Origin of the sequence: Aquihabitans sp. G128, assembly GCF_019048865.1 — a bacterium.
Classification (GTDB): Bacteria; Actinomycetota; Acidimicrobiia; order Acidimicrobiales; family Iamiaceae; genus Aquihabitans.
The window spans coordinates 589473-613212 of record NZ_CP077604.1 but is presented as its reverse complement, the minus strand read 5'-3'; the positions used below and the strand labels follow the sequence as shown (position 1 = coordinate 613212).

The following is a 23740-nucleotide window of genomic DNA, read 5'->3' as shown; positions in this document are numbered from 1 at the left end:
GTCCTCGGCACGGGCGGTCGAGGCGGTCCGGCCCGCAGCGGGCGTGTGCCAGGCTCGCCGGATGCGCTACCGCCGGATGCCGATAGAGGTCGAGTCCCCCGAGGAGCTCGGCTACGACACGATCACCAACAACCTGTCGGAGAGCTCCGTCGCCGACCGGAAGCTGTCGGACCTGGGTCTCGACCTCGACCTCGACGAGCTGGTGCTCTGCTACGGCGACCACCTCGGCGACCCGGTCCTGCGCCAGGCCGTGGCCACCGGCCACGCCGGCATCGAGCCCGACCACGTGATCGTCACCCCAGGTGCGGCCGCCGCCCTGTTCTGCGTGGCCACGTCGCTGCTCGACCGGGGCGACCACGCCATCGTGGTGCGCACCAACTACGCCACCAACCTCGAGACGCCCCGCACGATCGGCGCCGACCTCGACGTGGTCGACCTCGCATACGACCAGGCGTGGAAGCTGGACCTGGACGAGGTGGCCGACAAGATCCGGCCCGGCACCACCCGGCTCATCAGCGTCACCTGCCCCCACAACCCCACCGGCACCATGCTCGGCCACGACGACCTCAAGCGCCTCGTGGGCCTGGCCGAGCGGGCCGAGGCGGTCCTCCTCGTCGACGAGACCTACCGGGACCTCACCCACACCGGCGAGCGCATCCCGTTGGCCGCCACCCTCTCGCCCAACGTCGTGAGCGTCAGCTCCATGAGCAAGGCCTACGGCCTGCCCGGCATCCGCATCGGCTGGGCCGTCACCACCGACCCCGAGATGCACGAGACGCTCCTCGCCGCCAAGGAGCAGGTGGTCATCTGCGGCTCCACCATCGACGAGCACATCGCCGGCCGGGTCCTGAGCGAGCGCAAGCGCATCCTGCCGCCCATCGTCGCCGACGTCCGCGAGCGCCTGGACCTGGTCGACGCCTGGCTGGCCGGCCAGGACACCTTCGAGTGGATCCGGCCCAGCGGCGGCGTGGTCGGCCTGGTGCGCTTCCGCGAGGAGGTCGAGGTCGACGAGCAGCGCTTCCACCACGAGCTGCTCGCCACCCACGGCACCTACGTCGGCCCCGGCCACTGGTTCGAGGTCAGCGACCGCTCGTTCCGCCTCGGCTTCGGCTGGCCCACTCACGCCGAGCTGGCCGCCGGCCTCGACGCCCTCCTCCTCGCCGCCGCCGACGCCCGCCGCTAGCTGTAGTGACCACGGACCTTGTTGACACCGGTCCGAGCATGAAGTGAGCCCCCTGGGCGAGTGTGGAGCTGTCTAGGACCCACGCTCGAACCAGGAGGCTCGAAGTGCACGGTAACGCTCGGCTCACGCCCGTTGGCCGGCTCACGTTGGTGATGCGGATCGAATCTGGCCGACCAGTCGCCCATGTGGCTGCGGAGATGGGGATCTCCCGCCCGACCGCGTACAAGTGGTGGCGGCGGTGGCAAGACGACGGCGAAGCCGGCCTCATCGACCGTTCGAGCCGGCCCCGGTCGTGTCCGCATCGCAGCCCCGTCGAGCTCGAGTCCGCAATCGAGGACCTCCGGCGGACACTGAAGCTCGGTCCGGTGCGCATCGCCGCCCGGCTCGGGGTCCCGGCGTCGACGGTCCACCGGGTGCTGTGTCGGCTCGGTCTGAACCGCCTCGCGTGGATGGACCGGCCGACAGGTCGGGTGATCCGTCGCTATGAACGGAGCGTGCCGGGCGAGCTGGTGCATGTCGACGTGAAGAAGCTTGGCCGGGTTCCCGACGGCGGCGGTTGGCGGGTCCACGGCCGAGAGAGCCGCCCGAACCGCAAGCGTGGCCCAGGATGGGACTTCATCCACTCAGCGGTCGATGACCAGTCCCGGCTCGCCTACAGCGAGATCCACCCTGACGAGAAGGCCGACACCTGCGTCGCGTTCTGGCGCAGGGCGAGAGCCTTCTACGCGGACCACGGCATCGATGTCACCGGGGTCATGACCGACAACGCCAAGGCGTACCTCTGCGCCCGCTTCCAAGACGCGATCGGCGAGGCCGGTGCTCGGCACTGGTCGATCCCGCCCTACTCGCCTCAGATCAACGGCAAGGTCGAGCGGTTCAACCGCACCTTCCTAGACGAGTGGGCCTACGTGCAGCCCTGGCCGGACAACGCCACCAGAACCGCAGCCCTGGACGACTGGCTCCACCTCTACAACCATCACCGGCACCACACCGCCGTCGGCGGCCCACCCATCAGCCGCGTCAACGACCTACCGGGTCACTACAGCTAGCCACCGGGTGCCGGGTGGCGGGTGGCGCGTCGCTGGAGGCGGGCGCCGGGCGCCGGGTCGCTTCAGACGTAGCCGCGGAGGCGGCTGGCGGTGGCCACGCGGTCGATGCCGATGGCGAAGGCGGCCTGGCGGAGGGTGCAGCCGTGGGCCTCGGCGTAGGACGCGGTGGCGGCGTAGGCCACGTGGAGCTTGTCGGCGAGCTCCTCGTTGAAGCGGGCCTCCTTCCACTGGAACTGCTGGATGTTCTGCGCCCACTCGAAGTAGGAGCCGATCACGCCGCCGGCGTTGGCCAGGACGTCGGGCACCACCACGATCCCGTTGTCGCCCAGGACCTTGTCGCCGCCCGGGGTGGTCGGGTAGTTCGCCGCCTCCACCACCACGCGGGCCTGGACGGCGTCGGCGTTCTCGCTGTGGAGCTGCTCGTCGAGGGCGGCGGGGATGAGCACGTCGCACTCCCCTGCCAGCAGCTCCTCGTTGGTGATGTCGTCGTGGGCGCCCTCGACCTCGGACACCTTGCCGCCGCCGCGCACGGCGTCGACCACCCGCTGCACGTCGAGGCCGGACTCACGGCGGACGCCGCCCCACTGGTCCGACACCGCCACCACGTGACAGCCCCGCCGCGCCGCCTCGACCGCGGCCCACGACCCGACGTTGCCGAAGCCCTGGATGGCCACGCGCAGGCCGTCGAGCGAGAAGCCCGAACGGGCGGCATGGGCCTCCAGCACGTCGATCACGCCGCGTCCGGTGGCCGACTCCCGACCCGGCGCCCCACCGACGGCCAGCGGCTTGCCCGTGACGATGGCCGGGCTGTAGCCCTCGCGGGCGCTGAAGGCGTCCATCATCCACGCCATGGTCTGGGCGTTGGTGTTCATGTCCGGCGCCGGGATGTCGCGGTAGATGCCGACCACGTGGGCGATGCCGTTCATGAAGCGCCGCGTCATGCGCTCGAGCTCGTGCTGGCTCAGCGTCGACGGGTCGATGGCGATGCCGCCCTTGGCGCCGCCGAAGGGGATGTCGACCAGCGCGGTCTTCCACGTCATCAGCGAAGCCAGGCCACGGACCTCGTCCAGGTTGGCGCTCGGGTGGTAGCGGATGCCGCCCTTGTAGGGGCCCCGGGCCCCGTTGTGCTGCACCCGGTAGCCCTGGGCCACGACGAGACCGCCGTCGTCGAGCCGAACCGGCACCTGCACCGAGATCTCCCGGTACGTGGTGGTGAGGATGGCCCGCATGTCGTCGTCGAGGTCCAGGATCTCGGCGGCCTCGCCGAAGTACCGGTTCACGGCCTCGAACGCGCTCAGGTTCTCTCGGGCCATGGTGGACCTTCCCTTCCGGTGGCGGCGGTGCGCACCGGGAGCCGAGGTTGCCACGCTCGCCCGATCGCTGCCGGACAGCCGCCAGGGCGGCGCCGCTAGGCAGGCGCCGGACCGCCCTCGCCCTCGGCGGCGCCCAGGCGGGCCAGCAGCGCGTCGACCTTGGCCGCCAGGGCCTGCACGTCGCCCTTGGTGGCGTTCTCGTCGGCCTGGTGGAGGCGCACCGAGATGGTCCCACCCGGCAGGATGGTCGCCTCGGCGACCTCGCCGACCGAGCTGGCGCCCTGGCGGCGCAGCGCGGTGTCGACCTCGCTGCGGCTGAGCCCGACCTCCCGCAGCCCGGCGTCGACGTAGGCCCCGTCGTGGACGAGCGCGGTGGCCGAGCCCTCCACGGCCCGGTTGAACCAGCCCCAGCGCACCGACGCCCGCACGAGCGCGGCGTTGAGCGCGATCAGCACCACGGCACCGAGGAGGCCGCCCAGCAGCGAGTTGTCGGGACCGATCACCGCGTTCTGCACGACGTTCGACAGCAGGAGGAGGACGACCAGGTCGAAGGAGTTCAGCTGGGCGAGGTCGCGCTTGCCGGCGAGGCGCAGCAGCACGACGAGGCCGAGGTAGACCGCGATCGTGCGCACGACCTTGTCGGCCAGCGGGATGCCGACGGTGAACAGGTCGTGGCCGATGGTGGTGGCGAGCAGCATGGCCCGAGTCCACACCCACGAGGAGCCGCGGCGGTGGACACCCGGTCGCTCGGAGGATCGACGGGTCGGGCGGCGAACCTCCCGTGGTCGGGCCCGACGTGCCACGATGCCATCGATCCATGACGAGGTCCGCCCTCGTCTCGACCCTGCGAAACGGACGTGCCGTGCCGGTCCCACCCCTCCCCGACATGCTCGAGGTCCTCGAGCGATCCGAGTCCTTCGCCACCAACCCCGGCCTGCGCGACCACGCCCGCTTGTGGCTGGCGTGGGGCCCCTACGCCCGGGCCCGCGCCGCGGAGGAGGCCGCCGAGCTGGCTCGGCCGTCGCTGCGGCCCCAGACCCTGCGCGCCGTGGGGCGCACCGGCGTCGACCTGGCCAAGGGGGTCGCCCCCGGCCTGCGCGAGGACGCCAAGCGCCGCGTGAAGGAGGGCCCGCTCGAGGCCGGGACCGCCATGAAGCACGTGCAGGAGCTGGTGAAGGCCGGCGGCTCGACCTACATCAAGCTCGGCCAGTTCGTGGCCACCGCCCAGGGGCTGCTGCCCGACGAGTGGGTCGACGCCTTCGGCTGGTGCCGCGACACCGCCACGCCGCTCGCCCCGGGCCTGGCCGAGCAGCGCTTCGAGGAGCGCTTCGAGGTCCCGCTGGAAGCGGTGTTCGCCGAGTTCGACACCGAGCCCCTGGGGGCGGCGTCCATCGGCCAGGTCCACGCGGCCACGCTCCACGACGGCACCGAGGTGGTGGTGAAGATCCGCCGCCCCGGGCTGCGCGAGCAGTTCGAGCGCGACCTGCGCTCGATGGCGCTGGCCGCGGCCGCCGCCGAGAAGGCCTCCAAGTCGGCCCGGGTGGCCAACCTCTCCGGCTTCGTGGAGCTCTTCGCCGAGATGGTCCTCGAGGAGATCGACTTCCGCTTCGAGGCGCTCAACCAGGTGGAGCTGGCCCTCGCCTCGGAGGCCGCCGGGCACGACTTCACGATCTTCCCGCGACCCATCCCCCACCTCACCGCCGAGGACGTCTTCGTGATGACCCGGGTGACCGGCGTCCCTTACAACGTGGCGCTGGAGGCCTACCCCGACGCCGTCGACGGCGAGCGGCTGCTCAACCTGGCCATCACCGGCACGCTCGAGCACATGATCGCCTACGGCATCTTCCACGGCGACCTGCACGCCGGGAACGTGCTCATCAACGAGCGAGGCGACTTCTCGCTGATCGACTTCGGCATCGCCGGACGCATCGACGCCGAGCAGCGGGCCGCCACGGTGAAGTTCCTGTTCGGGTTCGGCCGCAACGACACCATCCTCCAGCTGCAGGGGTTGCAGGCCTTCGGCGCCATCCCCGACGGCGCCGACCTCCAGGCCCTGGCCACCCAACTCGAGGCGCAGCTCAACGCCATCGACCCCACGATCCTGTCCCGCGAGGGCGACATGACCGTCGACAAGCTGGGCCAGGCCCTGGGCTCGATCATCCGCGTGCTGGCCACCAACGGCTTCTCGCTGCCGAAGGAGCTCGTGCTCTTCTTCAAGAACCTGCTCTACCTGAACGGCTTCGCCGCGACCCTCGCACCGGACACCAACCTCTTCACCCAGATCGAGCCGACGTTCACGTACTTCGTGGGCAAGTACCCGGTGGAGCTGAGCCAGATCATCGCCGACGTCATGTGACGGCCCGGCGTGGGTCCTGCCATGGCCGCAGGTCATCGAGCTGGGAGCACCGCCGTGGCGAACCGCATGCCCCGCCCCGTCATCCGCCACCTGCCCGCGCTGGGCATCACGGTGGTGTCCCGGTGGATCTTCAACTGCTACGTGGTCCACGACGGCGGTGACGGTCGCCCGTTCGTGGTCGACCTCGGCCTGCCCACGCAGATCGCCCTGGTGGCCGAGGTGCTCCGCCTCCACGGTTCCAACCTCTCGGACCTCGGCGGCGCCGTCGCCACCCACGGGCACCCCGACCACGTGGGCGGGCTCCCCGGGCTCCGCCACCTCGCCGCCACCCCGATCCACCTCCCGGGGCCCCTGGCCCACCTGGCCGACGGCAGCCGCTCGATCCGGTCTCCACCCGGGTGCCAGGTCGCCCGCATCCTCCCGGTCCTCGCCAGCCAGCCGCGCGATCCCGGCACCGTGCGGGACCTGCGCACCTCGGCCAAGGCCGTGGGGTACGACGCCGAGCAGGTGCGGCTCCCGTGGGCGCCGGACTCCTGGCTGTCCGATGGCGACCACCTTCCAGGCCTGCCCGACTGGCGGGTGCTCACCACGCCCGGCCACAGCGATGACGCCTCCTGCCTGTACCACGCCCCCACCCGCACGCTGCTCGCCGGCGACGCGGTGCTGACCGCAGGCGGGCGGGCGTGGTTCAACCCCGTGCACGTCGACCTCCAGGTCGCCGATGCCACCGAGGCCCGGCTCCGGGCCCTCGACGTCGAGAACGTGCTGCCGGGCCACGGACTGGCGGCGAGCGGGCCGCGGGTGCTGGCCGACGCCCGCTCGCACCGCGACCGGGCATCGGCTCCGGCGCTGGCCCGGTCCCTGTGGACGATCCTGCGGGACGCCGCTGCGCCGCCGCTCCCCTGACCGCGACGCCGCTGCCGGCCGGCGCTCGGACACCGCCGAGCATCCCCAGCGGTGGCCGATCACGGCCGGTACGGTCGCCCCATGACGTGGCGCCGGCTCACCTCGATCGTCGCCGGCGTCGCCGTCGTCGCGCTGCTCGGCTCGTGCAGCTCCTCGGAGTCCGACGGCGCGTCCGACCGGTCGACCACCACGTCGGCCCGGCCCGGCGAGGTGCGTGACGCCCAGCCGTCGGCGGGCTGCGAGGCCGCCGCGCCGAAGGCAGGGCGATCCGTGGTGAAGGTGCAGAGCGGCGGACGGGAGCGGACCTACGTGCGCTACGTGCCGAAGGGGCTGAAGGCCGACGAACCGGCCCCGCTGGTGATCGACTTCCCGGCGTACTCGCCGGCCAGCCTCGAGGAGTCCTTCAGCGGGCTGACCAAGCCCGACGCCGACGGCAAGGTCCTGGCCGACGACGTGGGGGCGGTGGTCGTCACCCCTGAGCCCGTCAACGGATCCGGCGCCCTGCTCACGTGGAACTACGTCGGAACCGACGGCTGGACCGACGACCAGGCCTTCACCACGGCCGTGCTCGATGACGTCCAGGCCCACGCCTGCATCGACGAGGCCAAGGTGCTGGCCACCGGCTTCGCCGTCGGCGCCGTCTTCGCTTCGATCTACACCTGCGGCCACGCCGACCGCATCGCCGTGCTGGCCACCGTCTCGGGCCTCTACAGCCCGCAGGGCTGCGACCCCTCCAAGGCCGTGCCGGTCATCTCGTTCCACGGCACAGGCGACCGCTTCATCCCCTACGACGGCGGGGTGGGCACCGGCCCCGCCAACCTCGGCCTCACGCCCGAGACCACCGCCGGGCTCGTGTTCATGGTCGAGCGCCCCGGCGCGGTCGCCTCGTCGACCTCCTGGGCCGACCACGACGGCTGCGGCGCGAAGCCGAAGGATGCCACGGTGAACGACCGCGTGACCCGCTCGGTGTGGTCGGGCTGCGCCGATGGCGCCGACGTCGAGCTGTTCACCATCGACGGCGGCGAGCACACCTGGCCCGGCAGCGTCGGCATGGCCGCCTACGAGACGCTCCTCGGCCCGGTCAGCGACGCCGTCGACGCCAACGACCTCCTCTGGGACTTCTTCGACTCCCACACCTGACCTCGCGTCGGATCGCGCCCGGTGCCACCGGCAGCAGCCGGGGCATCAGCCGATGCAGAGCTCGTTGCCCTCGGGGTCGGCGAGGACGATGTGGTGGCCGTCGAAGCGGGCCAGCTCGGTGGCGCCGGCGGCCAGCAGCTCCTGTGCCTTGGCCTCCATGCGGGCCCACCGCTCCTCGGGCGTGCCCTCTCCGGCCACCCGCACGTCGATGTGGAGCCGGTTCTTCACGGTCTTGGCCTCGGGGACGCCGAGGAAGCTCAGGCGAGGGCCGACGCCGTCGGGGTCGTGGAGCCAGGCGCCGTCGCCCCACTCGTCCTCGGGCACGTCGTAGGCCTCGAGCCACTCCTGGCGGGTGGCGTACGGCGCCGGGGGCGGCTCGTCCTCGTAGCCCAGCGCCAGCTTCCAGAACTCGGCCAGCAGCGTGGCGTCTCGGCAGTCGAAGGTCAGGTCGATGTGGATGCCCATGGTCGGCGCTCCTCTGCTCGCGTGACGCCCCACGCTAGGAGCGAAGTGGGCGACGGTGCCGCCTGTCGCGCCGAGCCGTGGGGACGGTTCGGCGCAAACCTGCGCTCGGTGGTTGCGGGATCTGAACGGTCTTTTGGGACGTTTCAGACCACGTGTTTCCCTCCCGGCGGCTTCGGGGTATGATCGAACACCTGTTCGATGGACCGAAGGAGGTGGAGATGCGGGAGGTGCGGGAGGTTGATGACGTCGAGGAGCTGTGCGCGCTCGTGCGCCACCTCGCCACCGTCGCCGTCGATCCGGCCGACGGCGCCGGCATGGGTGCCTGGATGGTGGACAAGGCCCGGCTCGACGCCCGGCTCGACGGCCTGGGCCTCGGCGTGGCCCGGGCCTTCCACTCGTCGCTCGAGTGGGCCCGAGACGGTGCCGGCTCGGCGGCCACGTGGCTGACGTCCAACACCGGCGCGGCCATCGCCAGCACCCGGGCCACCATCCGCACCGCCGGCCTGGCCGCCTCCATGCGCCACGTCTGCCGGGCGGCCGAGGCGGGGCGGCTGTGCCAGGGCAAGGTGTTCCACCTCACCCGCGCCCGCACCGACGAGGTGGAGGAGGAGTTCGACTCCCAGGAGGCGCAGCTCGTCGAGATCGCTCGGGGGCTCACGGTCGACGGGCTGCGGGCCTACCTGGCGGCCTGGCGGCTGCGAGCGCTGGAGGAGCTCGGCCGCAACGAGCCCGATGGCGAGCCGCCGATCCCCGAGTCGGTGGCCGACCGCCTCAACCTGTTCGAGACGCTCGGCGGGCGGGGCCTGGTCAACGGTGAGCTCAGCCCCGAGAGCTTCGCCATCGTGATGGGCGCCCTCGTCGCCGAGCTCGAGCACTGGCGCCGCTCGGGCGAGCTGGCGCCGGACGACGAGCGGTCCCTGTCGGAGCTGTACGGCAAGGCCATCGTCGACATCATCGGTCGGGGCAGCCAGTCCGGCACCCAGCACGGCGGCCCCCGTCCGCTGCTCATCGGCCTGCTCGATGCCGAGGCCCTGGCCCAGCTCCGGGCCCTGCTCGGCGACGAGCCCGACAGCGGTCCGGGCGACGATCCCGGCGGTCCGAGTGGTCCGGGTGGTTCCGGCGGCACCGACGGCGCCGGGGCTGGCGAGCCATCGCCGCCGTCCGACGGTCGAGCGGATGTGGACGGGGACACCGGACGGACCGACGAGGACGTGCCACCGCCTGCGGAGGACGGTCCACCCGAGCCGCTGGTCCCGTCCCCTCATCGGAACCGCGCTGCGTCGGACCAGCCGACCGAGGTGGGCGACGCAGACGACGCCGGCCGGCCCGGTGCCGCTACTCCTGCGGGTTCGCCCGCAGCACACGGGTCTGCCCTCGCTCCTCGTCCTGCGTCGCAGGACCGGCAAGCGGTAGTCGATGACCGGCACGAGGAGAGCGTCTTCGAACGCTCGGGCCGACTCTCGGCGCCCAGCGCGACGCCGCCTGCTGGTGCAGCGGCCGAGCCCGGCGACGCCGCTCGTTCGAACGGCGGGCTGCCGGTGTGCGAGGTGGCCGGGGTGGGGCCGATCGGCCTGGTGGCCATGGCGGCGCTGCTCGCCCGAGGCGCCGACGTGTGCCGGGCGGTGGTCGGGCCCGATGGCGAGGTCGTGGCCCTGAGCCGCACGCGCCGGGCCCACAGCGCCGCCACGCTGGTGCGAGCGCTGGCCCGGGCGCCCGATGCTCCGTTGGACCTCGGGCGACGGCAGCGGCTCGGATCGGTGTCGCACTACCGCGCCCTCATCGCCCGCACGGGTGGGCGCTGCAACGTCGAGGGCTGCGACGCGCCCCACTGGCGCTGCCAGATCCACCACCTCGTGCCCTGGGACCGGGGTGGGCCCACCGACCAGGCGAACCTGGTCCTCGTGTGCCGACGCCACCACAAGCTCCTGCACGCCGGATTCGGGCTGGTCCGGCGGCGGCGCGTGCTGCGCCTGCGCCGGCCGGACGGCACCGTGGTGGCCGCCCGCTACCGGGCTGGGGTCAGGGGGTGACGATGGGGAACATCAGCGAGAAGCGGTCGAGCACCGCGAGCAGCGCGAGCAGGGCGTCGCGGTCGCCGGTGACCACCAGGTCGCCGTCGCCTTCGAGGTCGGCCAGTGGTCGCGAGCCGAACACCAGGGCCGCCACCGCGGCGTGGGGGCCGGCCACCTCGAGGCCCACGTCGTCGGCCACCTGCTCGGCCGGGACCGCCACGGCGTGCAGGGCGCCGCGCTCCACGCCCAGCCGCCAGCGCTCGCTGCGGTCGGTGACCACCACGTCCAGGTGCCACGAGCGCTCGGCAGCGCGGAGGCCGTCGATGCGGATCCCCAGGTAGTCGAAGAGCAGCTCGGTCGTCATGGCGGCCACGGTGTCCGCGCCGGGACCGGAGCCGGGCCGGCTGGTGGGGTGCCCGTGGCGGAGCTCCTGGGCGCCGGTCAGGTAGAAGTCGCGCCACGGCGCCGACTCGGCCTGGTAGCCCAGCTGCTCCAGGGCGTCGGCCTGGAGGGCGCGAGCTTCGAGGTTCTCGGGGTCGGCGAACACGAGGTGGTTCACCAGCTCGGCCACCCAGCGGAAGTCGCCGGCGTCGAAGCTCACCCGAGCCTTGGCCAGCAGGGCGTCGGCACCGCCGACGGCGTCGACGTAGCGCTCGGCGGCGGCCACCGGCGGGTGGGGCTGGAGGTGGGCGGGGTTGCCGTCGAACCACCCCAGGTAGCGCTGGTACACGGCCTTGGCGTTGTGGCTGACGGTGCCGTAGTAGCCCCGGCTCGAAGGCTCGCCCTCCAGCGCCGGGGGCAGGCGCAGCTCCTCGGCGATCTCGGCCGCCACCAGGCCGTGGTTGGCCAGGCGGAGGGTCTGGTCGTGCAGGAAGCGGTAGGTGTCACGCTGGCGGCCGAGGTGGGCCACCAGCTCCTGGCGCCCCCACGTGGGCCAGTGGTGGCTGGCGAACAGCACGTCGCTCGTGTCGCCGTAGAGCTCGATGGCCTCCTGCAGGTACTTGCTCCACGCCAGGGCGTCTCGCACCGGGGCGCCGCGGGGCGTGTACAGGTTGTGCAGCGTGCAGGTGCAGTTCTCGGCCATGCACAGCACCCGGTGATCCGGGAAGTGGAAGTTCATCTCCGAGGGCGCCTCGGTGTCGGGCGTGACCTGGAACGTGATGCGCACCCCGTCCACCACCAGCTCGGTCCCGGTCTCGGCCACCTCCTCGGTGGGGGCGATGAGCCCCTGCTCGGCCAGGAGCGGCACCCCCTTGCCCAGCCCGGCGTCGACGTGGCCGCGCGGCCCGCGGGGCAGCAGGGCGCCGTACATGTAGCTGGCCCGGCGGGTCATGGCGTTGCCGGCCACCACGTTCTCGCTGACCGCCGCTTCGAGGAAGCCCGACGGGGCGATGACCCGCACGCGGCCTGCCACCACGTCGGCTTCGTCGACCACGCCCCGCACGCCGGCGAAGTGGTCGACGTGGCTGTGGGTGTAGATCACCGCGGTGACCGGACGCGGGCCGAGGTGGCGGTCCACGAGGTCGAGGGCGGCGCGGGCGGTCTGCGCCGAGGTGAGCGGGTCGATGACGATGCGGCCCTCGGTGCCCTCCACCACGGTCAGGTTGGCGAGGTCGAGACCCCGCACCTGGTGGAACCCGGGCGCGACCTCGAACAGGCCGGCCTCGTTGTTGAGCCGGGCTTGGCGCCACAGGCTGGGGTGGACCTCGGGCGGCGGCTCCTGGTCGAGGAAGTGGTACTGGCCCAGGTCCCAGACGTGCCAGCCGGAGCCGCTGGCCACCGGCCCTTCGGGCTCGGCCAACCGACCACGGACGGCACGTTGGTGGTCGCCGTCGTCGCCGAGGAACGGGAGCTCGGCAGCGAGGCGGTTGGCCGCGGCGGTGGCGGCGCGGGCCGCCTTGGCCGACAGGTCGGGCTGGTCGGGGCGGGAGGGGTCGCTCACGCCGGTGAGTCTGGCCGGTCGTCGGCGGCCGGTGCGCCGCGCTCGAAAACCCGGAGCTGGGCCGCAACTTCGGCGCGCTCGGGCCGATGGAGCGGGGTGACCGACCGGATCCCCACCCGCCGGGTCCGCTTCACGTGGCCCGAGGACCTGAACCCGATGTGGACCCCGCAGGTCCCCGAGTTCGCGGTGGCGGCCAACAGCGTCTCGCTGATCATGCCGTTCGCCGAGCCGTACGTGGTGTCCTCGGTGCGGGCCGCGGTCGACGACCTGCAGGCCACCGATCCCGACCTGGCTGCCGAGGCCCACGCCTACGCGTTGCAGGAAGCGCAGCACCACGGCCAGCACCGGCGCTTCAACGAGCAGCTGGTGGCCCACTACCCCGGGCTCCGACGGGTGGAGCGGGCGCTGGGCTGGGTGTTCGGCAAGCTCCGCCGCCGCAGCACCCGGTTCGGGCTGGCCTACGCCGCCGGGTTCGAGACCATCGCCTTCGTGGCGGCCCGCTGGGTGGACCAGCACCAGATCCTCCTGCGAGACGCCGAGCCCACGGCCGCCACGTTGTTCCTGTGGCACCTGGCCGAAGAGGTCGAGCACAAGGAGGTGGCCTTCGACGTGTACCAGGCCGCCGGCGGCGGGCGGCTCCGCTACGCCTGGGCCATGACCGTGGCGGCGCTGCTGCTGGCCGCCGCCTCGCTCGCCGGTGCCTGGACCATCCTCGCCGCCGAGCGCCGCCTCTTCTCCCCCGTCGCCCACGTCCGCCTCGTGGCCTGGAGCCTCGGCTTCGTGCTCACGGCCCTGCCGGTCATGTTCGTCTCGGCGCTGCCCGGCCACCACCCCCGCGACCTGACCGACCCGGTCGGCCTCGAGCACTGGCTCGACCACCTCGACCCCGCCACCGGCACCGTGCCGGAGTGGGCCCTGCCGTAGCGATCAGCTCCGGGCCGCGTCGGCCGTCCCGGCCACCGCCTTGCCCGGCGTGTCCAGCGGGTCGAGCGGGCCCGATGGTTGCGTCGGAGCGACGAACGGCAGGCGCACGGTGAAGCGAGCCCCGTGACCCGGCTCGTCGGCCGCCTCCACCGAGCCCCCGTGCGCCTCGGCGATGGCTCGCACGATCGAGAGGCCCAGCCCGTTGCCGCCGGCGCGACCGTCGGGGTGCGAGCGAGACGGGTCGGCCCGCCAGAACCGGTCGAAGACCTGCGTGGTCGGGCCGGGCGGCAGGCCGGGGCCGTCGTCGACCACCGAGACCACCGCCTCGCCGCCGACGCCCGACACCGACACGGCGATCGGCGTGCCCGGCGGGGTGTGCTGGCGGCCGTTGGCCAGCAGGTTGGCGAGCAGCTGGCGCAGGCGCAGCTCGTCGCCCTGCACCACGACCGGATCGGCGGCCGAGAGCGTCACCGGCCAGGGCGGCCCGGCGGCGTGGGCGTCGGAGACCGCGTCGACGGCCAGGTCGACCAGGTCGACCGGCTGCCGCTCGGGCGGACGGCCGTGGTCGAGGCGGGCCAGCAGGAGCAGGTCGTCGACCAGCACGCCCATGCGGTCGGCCTCGCTCTCGATGCGGCCGATGGCCCGGTCGGCGGCGGCGGGATCGGCGAGCGCGCCGGATCGGTAGAGCTCGGCGTAGCCCCGGATGGTGGTCAGCGGCGTGCGCAGCTCGTGGGACGCGTCCGGTCACGAAGCGGCGCAGCTTGTCCTCGGAGCGGTGGCGGACCTCGAACGCGTTGTTGAGCGCGGCGGCGAGGCGGGGCACCTCGCCGCGGGACCCGCTCCCCTCCTCCACCCGGCGATCGACCGCCCCGGAGGCGATGGCGTCGGCCGTGTCGGCCATGGCGTGGAGCGGACGGAGGCCGATGCCCACGAGCCACCACGCCGCCAAGCCGCCGAGCACCAGCAGGCCGATGCTGCCGAACACCTCGAGGCGGCGGAGGTGGGCCAGGGTGTCCTCGACGTCGCGCAGCGGGGCCACCACCGCCGCCACGTCGCCCGAGCGGTCGAAGCGGCGCACCAGGACCCGGTAGTGGGCGCCGTCGATGGTGACGTCGGTGCGCCGGACCTGGCCGGCGCGCGCCTCGGCCACCAGGTCGGCGGGGATGGCGTCGAGGATGTCGGACCGGCCCGAGAGCGGCGGGACGATGCGGTCGACGACGCTCCCGTTGGCGTCGATGCGGGCCACCAGCACCTCCCCCGTCTCGCTCTCGGCCGACGGCGTCTTGGCGCCCGACGCCGGCTCGGTGCCCCGGCCGACCTCGGCCAGGCGCTGCTCGATCAGCAGCTGCCGCGCGTATGGCTCCACCTCGCGCAGCTGGACGTCGACCCGGCGGCGGAGCTCGGCCCGCAGCAGCGTGGAGGTGGTGGCCGCGGAGACGGCGAGGCCGACGGCCAGCACGGCCACCAGCACCAGGGTGAGCCGGCCGCGGAGGCTCACGTCCCGGCCACCGCCGTCACCGCCTGTCGTCCTCCACCCGCATCACGTAGCCCACGCTGCGGACCGTGTGGATGAGGTGGGGCTCGACGTCGTCGACCTTGCGGCGCAGGTACGAGATGTAGGTCTCGACCACCGTCGACTCGCCGGCGAAGTCGTACTGCCAGACGTGGTCCAGGATCTGGGTCCGGGAGACCACCCGACCGGCGTTGGCCATCAGGAACTGCAGGACCTTGAACTGGGTGGCCGACAGGTCGAGCCGGCGACCGCCGCGCCGGACGACGTGGGCGTCCTCGTCCAGCTCGAGGTCGCCCACCACCAGGCGTGTGGTCGTGGCGGCCGGCCCCTTGCCCGCCCGACGCAGCACCGTCTCGATGCGGGCGATGACCTCTTCGAGCTTGAACGGCTTGGTCACGTAGTCGTCGCCACCGAGGCGCAGCCCGCCGACCTTGTCGTCGGTCTCGTCGCGGGCGGTGAGGAAGATCACCGGCGTCTGGTTGCCGTCGGCCCGGAGGCGGCGGCAGACCTCGAAGCCGTCGAGGTCCGGGAGCATGACGTCGAGGAGGATCACGTCGGCCCAGCCGTCGCGCCCCTTGGCCAGCGCGTCCCGACCGGTGGCGGCGATGGCGACCTCGTAGCCGACGAAGCGGAGACCGGTGAGCACGAGGTCGGCGATGAACTCGTCGTCGTCGACGACGAGGACCCGGGCCACCGGGCCGTCGGTGCGGTTCGCTGCCATCGTGGCCAGCCTGCCACCGGGCCGGGCGGCGGCCCCGTCACCCGGGTGGCGATCGGCGACGCTCATCGCCCGCTCCGGCCGCGCTCCCACTGGCGGGCCGATCGCCGCAGCGCCGGCGCCCGGCCGCGGCAGTCGTAGAGGGTGCCGATCCGTGCGGTGGTCGGTCCCACCGAGGCGGGCAGGCGGACGGGGCGGCACACCTCGGCCACCGAGTCGAGCACCCGGGCCGCCGGTGACGACGGGACGAGGGGCCGGCTGCCGTGGAGGCGGGCCACCAGCGCCAGCGAGGCGGGCACGGCGACCGTGGCCGACGTCGCATGCGAGCCAGCCGGCGCGTTCGCCGCGAACCGGACGTGCACCGCCCGGTGGAAGAACGCGGTGAGGGCGGCGATCGGGTCGGGGGCCACCGCGAAGAAGCGGAGGCGCCGCTCGGCCACCAGGTCGGCCACCTTGGCGACGTCGGTGGCGGGGTCGTGCCCGTTGAAGCCGCCCAGGGCCATCACCGACAGGCGGTCGTAGGCGATCAAGCCCGACGCCTGCTGGGCGTTGTCGGTGGCCAGGTCCCAGGTCTCGCCCTGGTTCCGGCCACGGAGGTAGGCCGCCAGGTCCGCCGCGCCGTCCGAGCCCTGCGAGCCGAACGAGAGGCCCGACGTGCCGATCCGGGGCCCCGCCTGCGGGAGGGTCGCGTTGTGGGAGCGGTGGCCCAGGCCGCTCACCGCCCACGCGGTGGGCGCCACCAGGGTCCCGGCGAGGCCGACGACCAAGCCCGCTACCACCAGTCGCGGGTGGCGGACCGCGCCGAACGCAGCGGCCCCCACGCAAGCCACCACGCCGGCGCCGACCAGCACCACCAGGATCGGACGGGTCCAGTCGTAGAAGCCGGGCGTGCGGCCGGTGACCACCAGCTGCCAGGCCGCGGTGGCGGTGAGGGCGACGCCGACCGCCACCAGCACGCCCGTCGGCCGAGCGGCCCGTGCCCGGGTGGCGGCAGCCAGCGTGCGCCCGGCAGCGACGCCCATGCCGACGAGGGCAGCGATGGCCGGGACCATGACCGACGAGTAGTAGGCGTGGAAGATCCCCTGGGCGGTGCTGAACACCACCCCGTACAGCGCCAGCCACCCGGCCCACAGCGCGACGGGGGCGAGGGCGCGGGCGGAGCGGCGGGCCGCCCAGGTGGTCGCGGCGGCGCCCACCAGCACCAGGGGGAACAACCAGGTGACCTGGCCCGCCAGCGCCGGTCCGAAGAACCGCAGCGGTCCGGGCACCCCGGCGATGATGCCGCCGATGCCGGTGCCCGGGCTGGGGTGGACGGGAGCACCGTGGCCCCGCCCGGCCACACGCGATGCCGTTGTAGCCGAACACCAGGTCGCCGACGGTGTCGTTCGTGCTGCCGCCCATCCACGGCCGGCTCCCCTTCGGCACCAGGGCGAGGGCCACCATCCACGGCACCGACGCCACCAGCGCGGCCGACCCGAACGCCGCCAGGTTCCGCAGCCGCGGCCACCACGAGCCTCGCGACCCCAGGGCGATGGCCAGCGCCAGGGCCGGCACCGCCACGTCGGCGGCCAGCATCTTGGTGTTGAAGCCGATGCCCACGAACGCCCCGGCCAGGAGCACCCATCGGACGGGGTGGGTCGAGTCGAAGGACCGCACCACCGCCCACGCCGCAGCCACCAGCACGAGGATGAGGAACGGCTCGGGCAGGTTGAGGCGGTTCACCGCCACGTTGATGGGGCTCAGCGCCAGCACCAGCCCGGCCACGGTGGCAGCGAGGCGGCCCGAGGTGCGCCGCACCGTCGCCCACAGCAGCGCCACCGCGGCGGCGCCGGCCAGGGCGCTCGGCAGCAGCAGGCTGAGCGAGCCGTACCCGAGGGCCCGGGCCGACAGTGCCGACGCCCACACCGCGACGGGCGGCTTGTCGACGCTGATGTAGCCGCCGGGGTCGAGCGAGGCGAAGAAGAACCGGTGCCAGCTGCCGGTCATGCTGCGGGCCGCCGCCGCGTAGTACTGGTTCCCGAGGCGGTTGGTGGTCAGCGCCCAGCAGTCGAGGACGAGGGCCACGAGGGTGACCGCCAGCTGCCCGAAGCGATCGTGGCCCACCAGCCGGCGGACGGCCGCCGGGACCGTGACCGGCCCGAGCCCGCCGCTGGTCGCAGCCGAGCGCGGGCCGGCCCCGGTCCCGTGGCGGGGACCGGGGCCGGAGGGCCGGGCGGGCGGATCGCTCGGGCGAGGCAGGGTGGGGGCGACCATCGCCGCAGTGTGCGGTCCGGTCCCCCACCCGAGCTGTCCGGAACTTGTGCGTTCCCTGTGAACGCCACCGTCCGGAGCAGCAGCCTCGGGATCAGGTCGTCAGGTCGTCAGGTCGTAGAGGGTGACCCCGTCGACGGTGGTGGCGGTGTAGTTGGCGGCCACCCAGGTGCTGATCTCGCTGGTGGTCGAGGCGGCCCCGCCACCGCCGCCCATCCCGCCACCGCCGGAGATGAACCAGTGGATGTCCCCGTCGGCGACGTACTGCTGGAACTGGGCCAGGGTGGGGCTGGGGTCCGAGCCGTTGAAGCCGCCGATGGCCATCACCGGTTCGTCGGCGGCGAGCTGGTAGCCCGAGGCCGAGTTGGAGCCGATGGCGGCCGCCGCCCACCGGTAGCTGCCGGCGTCGGCCTGCAGCAGGGCCGTGATGTCGTCGGTCGAGGTCGACCCGTTCAGCAGGCTCCCGGCGTTGCCGGTCGCCCCGGTCGCCCCGGTCGCCCCCGTAGCGGCGGTCGTGCCGGCCGTGCCGAGGCCGCCCGGAGGGGTGCCACCACCGAAGCCGCGGCCACCAGCGCCGCCGGGACCACGCATCCCGCTCGAGCCGGGACCGGCCGTGGGGAGGGACCCGGTGTGGGCCACCGAGGCGGTCTGCAGGCTGTAGGCGGTGGGCCCGGCCAGGGCCAGTACGAGGGCGGCCGCGGCGATGCCGGCGCCGACCTTGCCCCGCAGGGTCGGGGCGAAGACGAGCAGGGCGGCGGTCAGCAGCCCGCCGAGGAGCACGACCCACTGCAGGGCCGGCGCCCAGCCGGGGGTGCGGTGCAGGAGCTCGTAGCCGAACGTGGTGGTGGTGGCCAGGGTGCCGGCCAGGACGAGCCGGCCGGAGAGCTGGTGGCGGCGCTGCCACCAGGGCACCACGCCGATGCCCACGAGGGCGCCCACCGCCGGGGCGAGGGCGACCGTGTAGTAGGGGTGGATGATCCCCTTGCCGAAGCTGAAGGCGGCAGCGGTCACCAGCAGCCAGCCGCCCCAGAGCACCAGGCCCATGCGGGCCCGGTCGGTGCGGGGCGCCCGGCGGCGCAGCCACAGGCCGGCGGCCAGCAGGATCAGCGAGGCCGGGATCAGCCAGGCGGCCTGGCTGCCGAACTCCGAGTTGAAGAGCCGGTTCCACCCGGTGGCGCCCCAGTTGCCGCCGTTGTTGGCGCTGCCCTCCTCGACGCCGGTGAGGCGACCGAGGCCGTTGTAGCCCATGACCAGCTCCATGATGGAGTTGCCCTGGGAGCCGCCGATGTAGGGCCGGGACGAGGCCGGCCAGAGCTCGACGATGGCGATGTACCACCCCGCCGAGGCCACGAGGGCCACGAAGGCGGCGGCCGACTGCAGGAACCGGCGGCGGAAGGGCGTGTCGGCGCAGATCAGGTAGACGAGGGCGAACGCCGGGGCCACCAGCAGCGCCTGCAACATCTTGGTGAGGAAGCCGAGGCCCACCATCGACCAGGCGAACACCAGCCAACGCGTGCTGGTGGCCTCCAGGGCCCGGGTCATGGCGTAGGCCCCGATGACCAGCAGCAGGACCAGGAACGCGTCGGGGTTGTTGAAGCGGAACATCAGGGTGGCGATGGGCGTCGTCGCCAGCACGGCACCGGCGATGAGCCCGGCGCTGGCGCCGAACCAGCGCTTCACCGCGGCGTACAGGACGCCGACGGAGGCCACGCCGGCCAGGGCCTGGGGCACGAGGATGCTCCAGGCGTTGACGCCGAAGATCCGGGCTGAGATGCCCATGGCCCACAGCGCCACCGGCGGCTTGTCGACGGTGATCGAGTTGGCCGAGTCGGACGAGCCGAAGAAGAACGCCTTCCAGCTGTGCGTCCCCGCCTGCACGGCGGCGGAGTAGAAGCTGTTCGCCCAGCCCGAGGCGCCCAGGCCCCAGAGGTAGAGGACGGCGGTGGCGCCGAGCAGGGCGAAGAGCGCCGGACGGGCCCAGGTCGGGTCCCCGGCGGGGCCGCGGGCCCAGCGCTGGAGGCGGCCCCGGGTGGGGGCGTCCGGATCACCCGGGCCGCGCCGGGCCTCGTCGATCGGCGGCTCGGACACCAGGGTCGGTGGCGAGGCCGGGTGGGGTCGGTCCAGCGTGGTGGTCATGGGGCCCAGCGTCGGCGCCGAAGCTTGGAGCGGCCTGGGGGCGCCCGCTGCGTTCACCGGGAGTCGGCCGAGCACCCCGGGGGCGTCGGGCGCGCGGGACGCCACGTCAGCTCCCCGTCACGCCCGTGGCGGGCGTGCCGGCGGCGGGAGCCTGGCCGGGCGCGCCGGGCTGGCCGGTCCCCTGCCCACCGGGCGCCTGGCCGCCACCGGGGAACTGGCCGCCACCCGGGAACTGGCCGCCGCCGGGCCCGCCGCGCCCGGGGCCGAAGCCGCCGGAGCTGGCGTCGGTGTGGGCCAGGGCTCGGCCGCCCCCCACGCCGGCGAGGATCGCCACCACGCCGGCCACCGCAGCCAGCCACGGCTTGGCCCGGCGGTCCGTCGACGGGGCCTTCGGCTGGGGATCGGCCCAGGGATCGGGTGGGTTGACGGCGTGCACGGCGGCCTCCTCGGGGACGGCGCGCCGGTCGGCGACGCCGGCCCCCAGGCTCGGCCCGCAACCTCAGAGCACCCTCAGCGCCCCCTGGGCAAGCCCGCTGATCAGCCGATCAGCCGGATCAGCCCGCTCAGCCGGCCAGGACGGCGCGGACGCCGGCGGCGAAGCGGTCGAGGTCGTCGTCGGTGGTGGCGAAGCTGGTCATCCAGCGGACCATGTCCTGGCTGAGGTCCCACTCCCAGAAGAACGACCAGTCCTGGAGCGGGCGGATCTTCTCCGGCGGGAGCTGCACGAAGAGCGAGTTGGCCTCCGGGGGCCGGGGCACCCGCACGCCGGGGACGTCGGCCACCAGCTCGGCCAGGCGACGGGCCATGGCGTTGGCGTGCTCGGCGTTGCGCAGCCACAACTCGTCGGCGAGCAGCGCGGTCACCTGGGCCGAGACGAAGCGGGCCTTCGACGGCAGCTGGCCGGCCTGCTTGCGCACGAAGCGGGCGTGCTCGGCCAGCTCGGGGCGCAGGTAGACGACGGACTCGCCGTACATGGCGCCGTCCTTGGTCAGGCCGAAGGTGAGCACGTCGACACCGGCGTCGCGCAGCATGGTCCGCACGTCGGCGCCGGTGGCCACCACCGCGTTGGCGATCCGGGCGCCGTCGAGGTGCACCAGCAGGCCGTTGGCGTGGGCGAAGTCGCACAGGGCGGCGATCTCGTCGACCGAGTACACCGTGCCCATCTCGCTGACCTGGCTGATGGACAGCACGCGCGGCTGCACGTGGTGCTCGGTGCCCAGCCAGTGCAGGAACGGCGCCACGGCGGCCACCTCGAGCTTGCCGTCGACGTGGGGCACGGGCGTGATGGCCGAGCCGGTGAACCGGGCGGGCGCGCCGCACTCGTCGACCACGATGTGGGCGGTGTCGGTGCAGAGGACCGACTGCCACGGCTGGAGCAGGCTGGCCAGGCCGAACACGTTGGCGCCGGTGCCGCCCCAGCCGACCAGCACCTCGACCGGCGCGTCGAACAGGTCGCGGAAGGCGGCCACCATCTCGGCGGTCCAGGGGTCCTCGCCGTAGGCCAGGGCCGGGCCCTCGTTGGCGGCGACCAGCGCGGCGAGCACCTCGGGCGACACGCCGGCGGCGTTGTCGCTGGCGAAGGAGCCGAGCGGCGGGGGCGGGAGCTCGGTGGGCACGGTCACGGGGCCCGGGGCAGCTCGGCGGCGAGCAGCTTCTGGAGCCGCTTCATGGCGTCGACGTCGCTGACGGTGCACACCGCGCCGCTGCGCAGGGTGAGCAGGGCCCACGGCGGCTCGGGGTTGGCGTTGACGTCGCAGCGCTCGACGAGGTCCGGGTTCACCCAGGACATCTCGCCGGCGTGGGACGGGTCGACCTTGATCCACATGTTGCTCGGTCCTCGACGTCGGTTGGTGCAGCGACGGTACCCGAGCACCGGGGGCGGCTTGGATCCACGCGAGGCGGATGCCACCATGCCGCATGCTCTGGGCGCCGAACCCGACACGTCGCCCCCGCCGAGCCGTGGTCCTGGTGGCGGCGACCGTGGCCGTCGGGGTCCTCGCGGCGTGCGAGCCCACGCCCCCGGCCCCCTCGACGACGACCACCACGATGACGACCGCCCCCACCACGACCACCACCCTGGCGCCCAAGGGGGCCCTGGCCCCGGTCGAGGTCCACCCCACGCCGGGCCGTCGGCTGCAGCCCGGGGAGGTCGGCGTCCTGGCCGCCAACGCCGGCTGGTGCTGGTGGCAGAGCCAGCGCGCCGTGATCGCCGGCCACACCCTGCTGGTGGGGTCGGTGCCGAACCCCAGCGCCGCCGGCGGCGCCACCGACGTCAGCCAGGTGCTCGGACTCGACCTCGCCACCGGGGCGATCACCAGCACCGACCTCTCGACCAACCCGTACCGCAACGACGACCACAACAGCCCGGGCCTGGTGGTCGACCCCGACGGGTCGGTGACCGCCGGTTGGACCGGCCACAACAACGACGGCACGCTCCGGTTCGCCAGCACCGCCCCCGGCAGCCCCACCGCCTGGCAGCGGGCCCCCGACGTCGTGCTCCCCGACCTGCCCGCGCCGGCCCGCACCAGCTACGTCAACCTGGTCCGCTCCCAGGGCCTGCTGTTCGCCTTCACCCGCTACAACGGCCGCGACCGGGCGCTGTGGTCCGCCGACGACGGCGCCACCTGGACCGGCGGCTGGCTCCTGACCGGCGGCCCGCTCGACCCCGACGGCACCAGCCCGGTCCGTCCCTACGTGCAGTTCGCGGCCAACCCGGCGAAGGACCGCATCGACTTCGTGGCCTCGACCGGCCATCCCAAGGACACCGTCCGCAACGCCCTCTTCAGCGGGTACATCAGGGACCTGCAGGTGTACCGCACCGACGGCACCCTGGTCGGCCCGCTCGCCACCGGCGAGGGCTACCGGCCCGACCAGCTCACGCCGATCGCCGCGCCCACCGGCCCCGCCCGGCCCGACGTCGCCGCGCCCTACGACCAGCCCGACCTCTGGGGCTCGGACCTGCGCGTCGACGCCGCCGGCGACCCGGTGGTGGCGTACTCCCTGCGGACGCCTGACCCGTCCCCCGCCCGGGCCGGCGCCTTCGCCCACGAGTACTGGTGGGCACGGTGGGACGGCACGACCTGGACGAACCGGCGCCTGGGCGCAGCGGGCAGCGAGCTCTTCGCCTCGGAGCGCGACTACACCGGGCTGGCCACGCTCGACCCGACCGATCCCTACCGCGTGGTCGCGTCGTCGGACGTGAGCCCGGTGACGGGCGAGCCGCTCGTGTCCCGCGCCGACGGCAAGGTCCACTGGGAGCTCTACGAGGCCCGCAGCACCGACGCCGGGGCGACGTGGACGTGGCGGGCGATCACGGCCAACAGCGCAGAGGACAACCTCCGCCCGCTGCTCGCCGCCGGCGACGGCACCACCGCCCTGGTCTGGCTGCGGGGCCGCTACCGCTCCTGGCTCAACTGGACGACCCGTGCCCTCGTGGTGCTCGGCCCCCCGAAGACCACCGCGCTGCGCTGAGGAGCGGGCGCCACCCGGTCAGGGGTGCGACGGCCCGGGCGGCACGTCGAGCTCGAAGGCCACGTCGTCGACGTAGCACCAGAACCACTCCTCGCCCGGCTCGTAGGAGCGGATGATCGGGTGGCCCTCGGCGTGGAAGTGGGCGGTGGCGTGCCGGCCGGGCGAGTTGTCGCAGCAGCCGACGTGCCCGCACTCCTGGCACATCCGCAGGTGGACCCAGCGCCCGCCGGTGGCCAGGCACTCGTGGCAGCCGGCCACGTCGCTCGGGTCGACGGCGGCGATGGTGTCCAGGTGGTCGCAGGTGGCCATGGGGCGCTCCTCGGTCGTGACGGCTCCCGGGACGGTACGCCACCGGCTAGACC

At 73.8% G+C, this 23740-nt stretch carries 20 protein-coding genes and 3 pseudogenes; 8 read left to right on the top strand and 15 right to left on the bottom strand.

Translation table 11 applies throughout. The features are described from left to right. Positions 1-61: 61 nt before the first annotated feature. Together KSP35_RS02810 and KSP35_RS02805 are read left to right on the top strand one after the other, a co-directional pair. Positions 62-1183 (top strand): pyridoxal phosphate-dependent aminotransferase, encoded by a 1122-nt coding sequence (locus KSP35_RS02810; protein WP_216998738.1) that lies wholly within the window; start codon positions 62-64, stop codon positions 1181-1183. Positions 1184-1251: 68 nt separating this feature from the next. After that, a complete protein-coding gene (locus KSP35_RS02805; RefSeq protein WP_371748945.1) occupies positions 1252-2232 on the top strand; it encodes an IS481 family transposase in 981 nt (326 codons plus the stop codon). Positions 2233-2294: 62 nt separating this feature from the next. Here KSP35_RS02805 and KSP35_RS02800 read toward each other — a convergent pair whose 3' ends face one another. Both KSP35_RS02800 and KSP35_RS02795 read right to left on the bottom strand, forming a co-directional pair. Then, complete coding sequence (locus KSP35_RS02800; RefSeq protein ID WP_254126949.1) at positions 2295-3545, bottom strand: Glu/Leu/Phe/Val dehydrogenase; 1251 nt, start codon at positions 3543-3545, stop codon at positions 2295-2297. A gap of 95 nt (positions 3546-3640) precedes the next feature. Continuing rightward, positions 3641-4243: a DUF421 domain-containing protein gene (locus tag KSP35_RS02795; RefSeq protein WP_216998733.1), complete on the bottom strand. Its 603-nt coding sequence runs from the start codon at positions 4241-4243 to the stop codon at positions 3641-3643. Between the two features lie 164 nt (positions 4244-4407). Between KSP35_RS02795 and KSP35_RS02790 the strand changes: the two genes are divergently transcribed. From KSP35_RS02790 to KSP35_RS02780, 3 genes are all read left to right on the top strand, one after another. Beyond that, the gene (locus KSP35_RS02790) at positions 4408-5901 is read left to right on the top strand and encodes an AarF/ABC1/UbiB kinase family protein (protein WP_216998731.1); all 1494 of its coding nucleotides are present in this window, start codon (positions 4408-4410) and stop codon (positions 5899-5901) included. 54 nt (positions 5902-5955) lie between these two features. Beyond that, the gene (locus tag KSP35_RS02785; RefSeq protein ID WP_216998729.1) at positions 5956-6807 is read left to right on the top strand and encodes an MBL fold metallo-hydrolase; all 852 of its coding nucleotides are present in this window, start codon (positions 5956-5958) and stop codon (positions 6805-6807) included. An 81-nt stretch (positions 6808-6888) separates the two neighbouring features. Beyond that, positions 6889-7947 carry a PHB depolymerase family esterase gene (locus tag KSP35_RS02780; RefSeq protein WP_216998727.1) on the top strand — a complete coding sequence of 353 codons (1059 nt, stop codon included), beginning with the start codon at positions 6889-6891 and terminating at the stop codon, positions 7945-7947. A 45-nt stretch (positions 7948-7992) separates the two neighbouring features. On the opposite strand, the gene KSP35_RS02775 is transcribed toward KSP35_RS02780, so the two are convergent. Continuing rightward, a complete protein-coding gene (locus tag KSP35_RS02775) occupies positions 7993-8412 on the bottom strand; it encodes a VOC family protein (RefSeq protein ID WP_216998725.1) in 420 nt (139 codons plus the stop codon). 218 nt (positions 8413-8630) lie between these two features. Between KSP35_RS02775 and KSP35_RS25185 the strand changes: the two genes are divergently transcribed. Further along, a complete protein-coding gene (locus KSP35_RS25185) occupies positions 8631-10442 on the top strand; it encodes an HNH endonuclease (RefSeq protein ID WP_216998723.1) in 1812 nt (603 codons plus the stop codon). Here KSP35_RS25185 and KSP35_RS02765 read toward each other — a convergent pair. Beyond that, positions 10432-12366: an alkyl/aryl-sulfatase gene (locus KSP35_RS02765; RefSeq protein ID WP_216998721.1), complete on the bottom strand. Its 1935-nt coding sequence runs from the start codon at positions 12364-12366 to the stop codon at positions 10432-10434. The genes KSP35_RS25185 and KSP35_RS02765 overlap by 11 nt on opposite strands. Before the next feature lie 96 nt (positions 12367-12462). On the opposite strand from KSP35_RS02765, the gene KSP35_RS02760 reads away from it, so the two are divergent. Continuing rightward, positions 12463-13290 carry a metal-dependent hydrolase gene (locus KSP35_RS02760; RefSeq protein WP_216998720.1) on the top strand — a complete coding sequence of 276 codons (828 nt, stop codon included), beginning with the start codon at positions 12463-12465 and terminating at the stop codon, positions 13288-13290. 3 nt (positions 13291-13293) lie between these two features. Here KSP35_RS02760 and KSP35_RS02755 read toward each other — a convergent pair whose 3' ends face one another. The 10 genes and pseudogenes from KSP35_RS02755 to KSP35_RS23900 form a co-directional block, all read right to left on the bottom strand. Then, complete coding sequence (locus tag KSP35_RS02755; RefSeq protein ID WP_216998718.1) at positions 13294-13899, bottom strand: cell wall metabolism sensor histidine kinase WalK; 606 nt, start codon at positions 13897-13899, stop codon at positions 13294-13296. Positions 13900-13908: 9 nt separating this feature from the next. Then, a pseudogene (locus KSP35_RS25470) lies at positions 13909-13995 on the bottom strand (hypothetical protein); the annotation flags it as partial. Between the two features lie 145 nt (positions 13996-14140). Continuing rightward, positions 14141-14191, bottom strand: a pseudogene (locus KSP35_RS25465) (hypothetical protein); the annotation flags it as partial. A gap of 613 nt (positions 14192-14804) precedes the next feature. Next, the gene (locus KSP35_RS02745; RefSeq protein WP_217002071.1) at positions 14805-15524 is read right to left on the bottom strand and encodes a response regulator transcription factor; all 720 of its coding nucleotides are present in this window, start codon (positions 15522-15524) and stop codon (positions 14805-14807) included. A gap of 62 nt (positions 15525-15586) precedes the next feature. Further along, complete coding sequence (locus tag KSP35_RS02740; protein ID WP_216998716.1) at positions 15587-16789, bottom strand: hypothetical protein; 1203 nt, start codon at positions 16787-16789, stop codon at positions 15587-15589. A gap of 250 nt (positions 16790-17039) precedes the next feature. After that, positions 17040-17507: pseudogene (locus KSP35_RS25460) on the bottom strand (glycosyltransferase family 39 protein); the annotation flags it as partial. 366 nt (positions 17508-17873) lie between these two features. Further along, positions 17874-19907: a glycosyltransferase family 39 protein gene (locus KSP35_RS02730; protein ID WP_216998714.1), complete on the bottom strand. Its 2034-nt coding sequence runs from the start codon at positions 19905-19907 to the stop codon at positions 17874-17876. Between the two features lie 106 nt (positions 19908-20013). Further along, complete coding sequence (locus tag KSP35_RS02725; protein ID WP_216998712.1) at positions 20014-20343, bottom strand: hypothetical protein; 330 nt, start codon at positions 20341-20343, stop codon at positions 20014-20016. 127 nt (positions 20344-20470) lie between these two features. Continuing rightward, complete coding sequence (locus KSP35_RS02720) at positions 20471-21529, bottom strand: low specificity L-threonine aldolase (RefSeq protein ID WP_254126946.1); 1059 nt, start codon at positions 21527-21529, stop codon at positions 20471-20473. Further along, complete coding sequence (locus KSP35_RS23900) at positions 21526-21732, bottom strand: hypothetical protein (RefSeq protein WP_254126945.1); 207 nt, start codon at positions 21730-21732, stop codon at positions 21526-21528. The genes KSP35_RS02720 and KSP35_RS23900 overlap by 4 nt, the downstream gene beginning before the upstream one ends. 92 nt (positions 21733-21824) lie before the next feature. Here KSP35_RS23900 and KSP35_RS02715 point away from each other — a divergent pair, with 92 nt between their 5' ends. Beyond that, positions 21825-23378 carry a BNR-4 repeat-containing protein gene (locus KSP35_RS02715; RefSeq protein WP_254126944.1) on the top strand — a complete coding sequence of 518 codons (1554 nt, stop codon included), beginning with the start codon at positions 21825-21827 and terminating at the stop codon, positions 23376-23378. An 18-nt stretch (positions 23379-23396) separates the two neighbouring features. Here the strand turns inward: KSP35_RS02715 and KSP35_RS02710 are convergent, their stop codons facing one another. Continuing rightward, positions 23397-23687, bottom strand: coding sequence for a UBP-type zinc finger domain-containing protein (locus KSP35_RS02710; RefSeq protein ID WP_216998708.1), 291 nt, complete (start codon positions 23685-23687; stop codon positions 23397-23399). Positions 23688-23740: the final 53 nt, after the last annotated feature.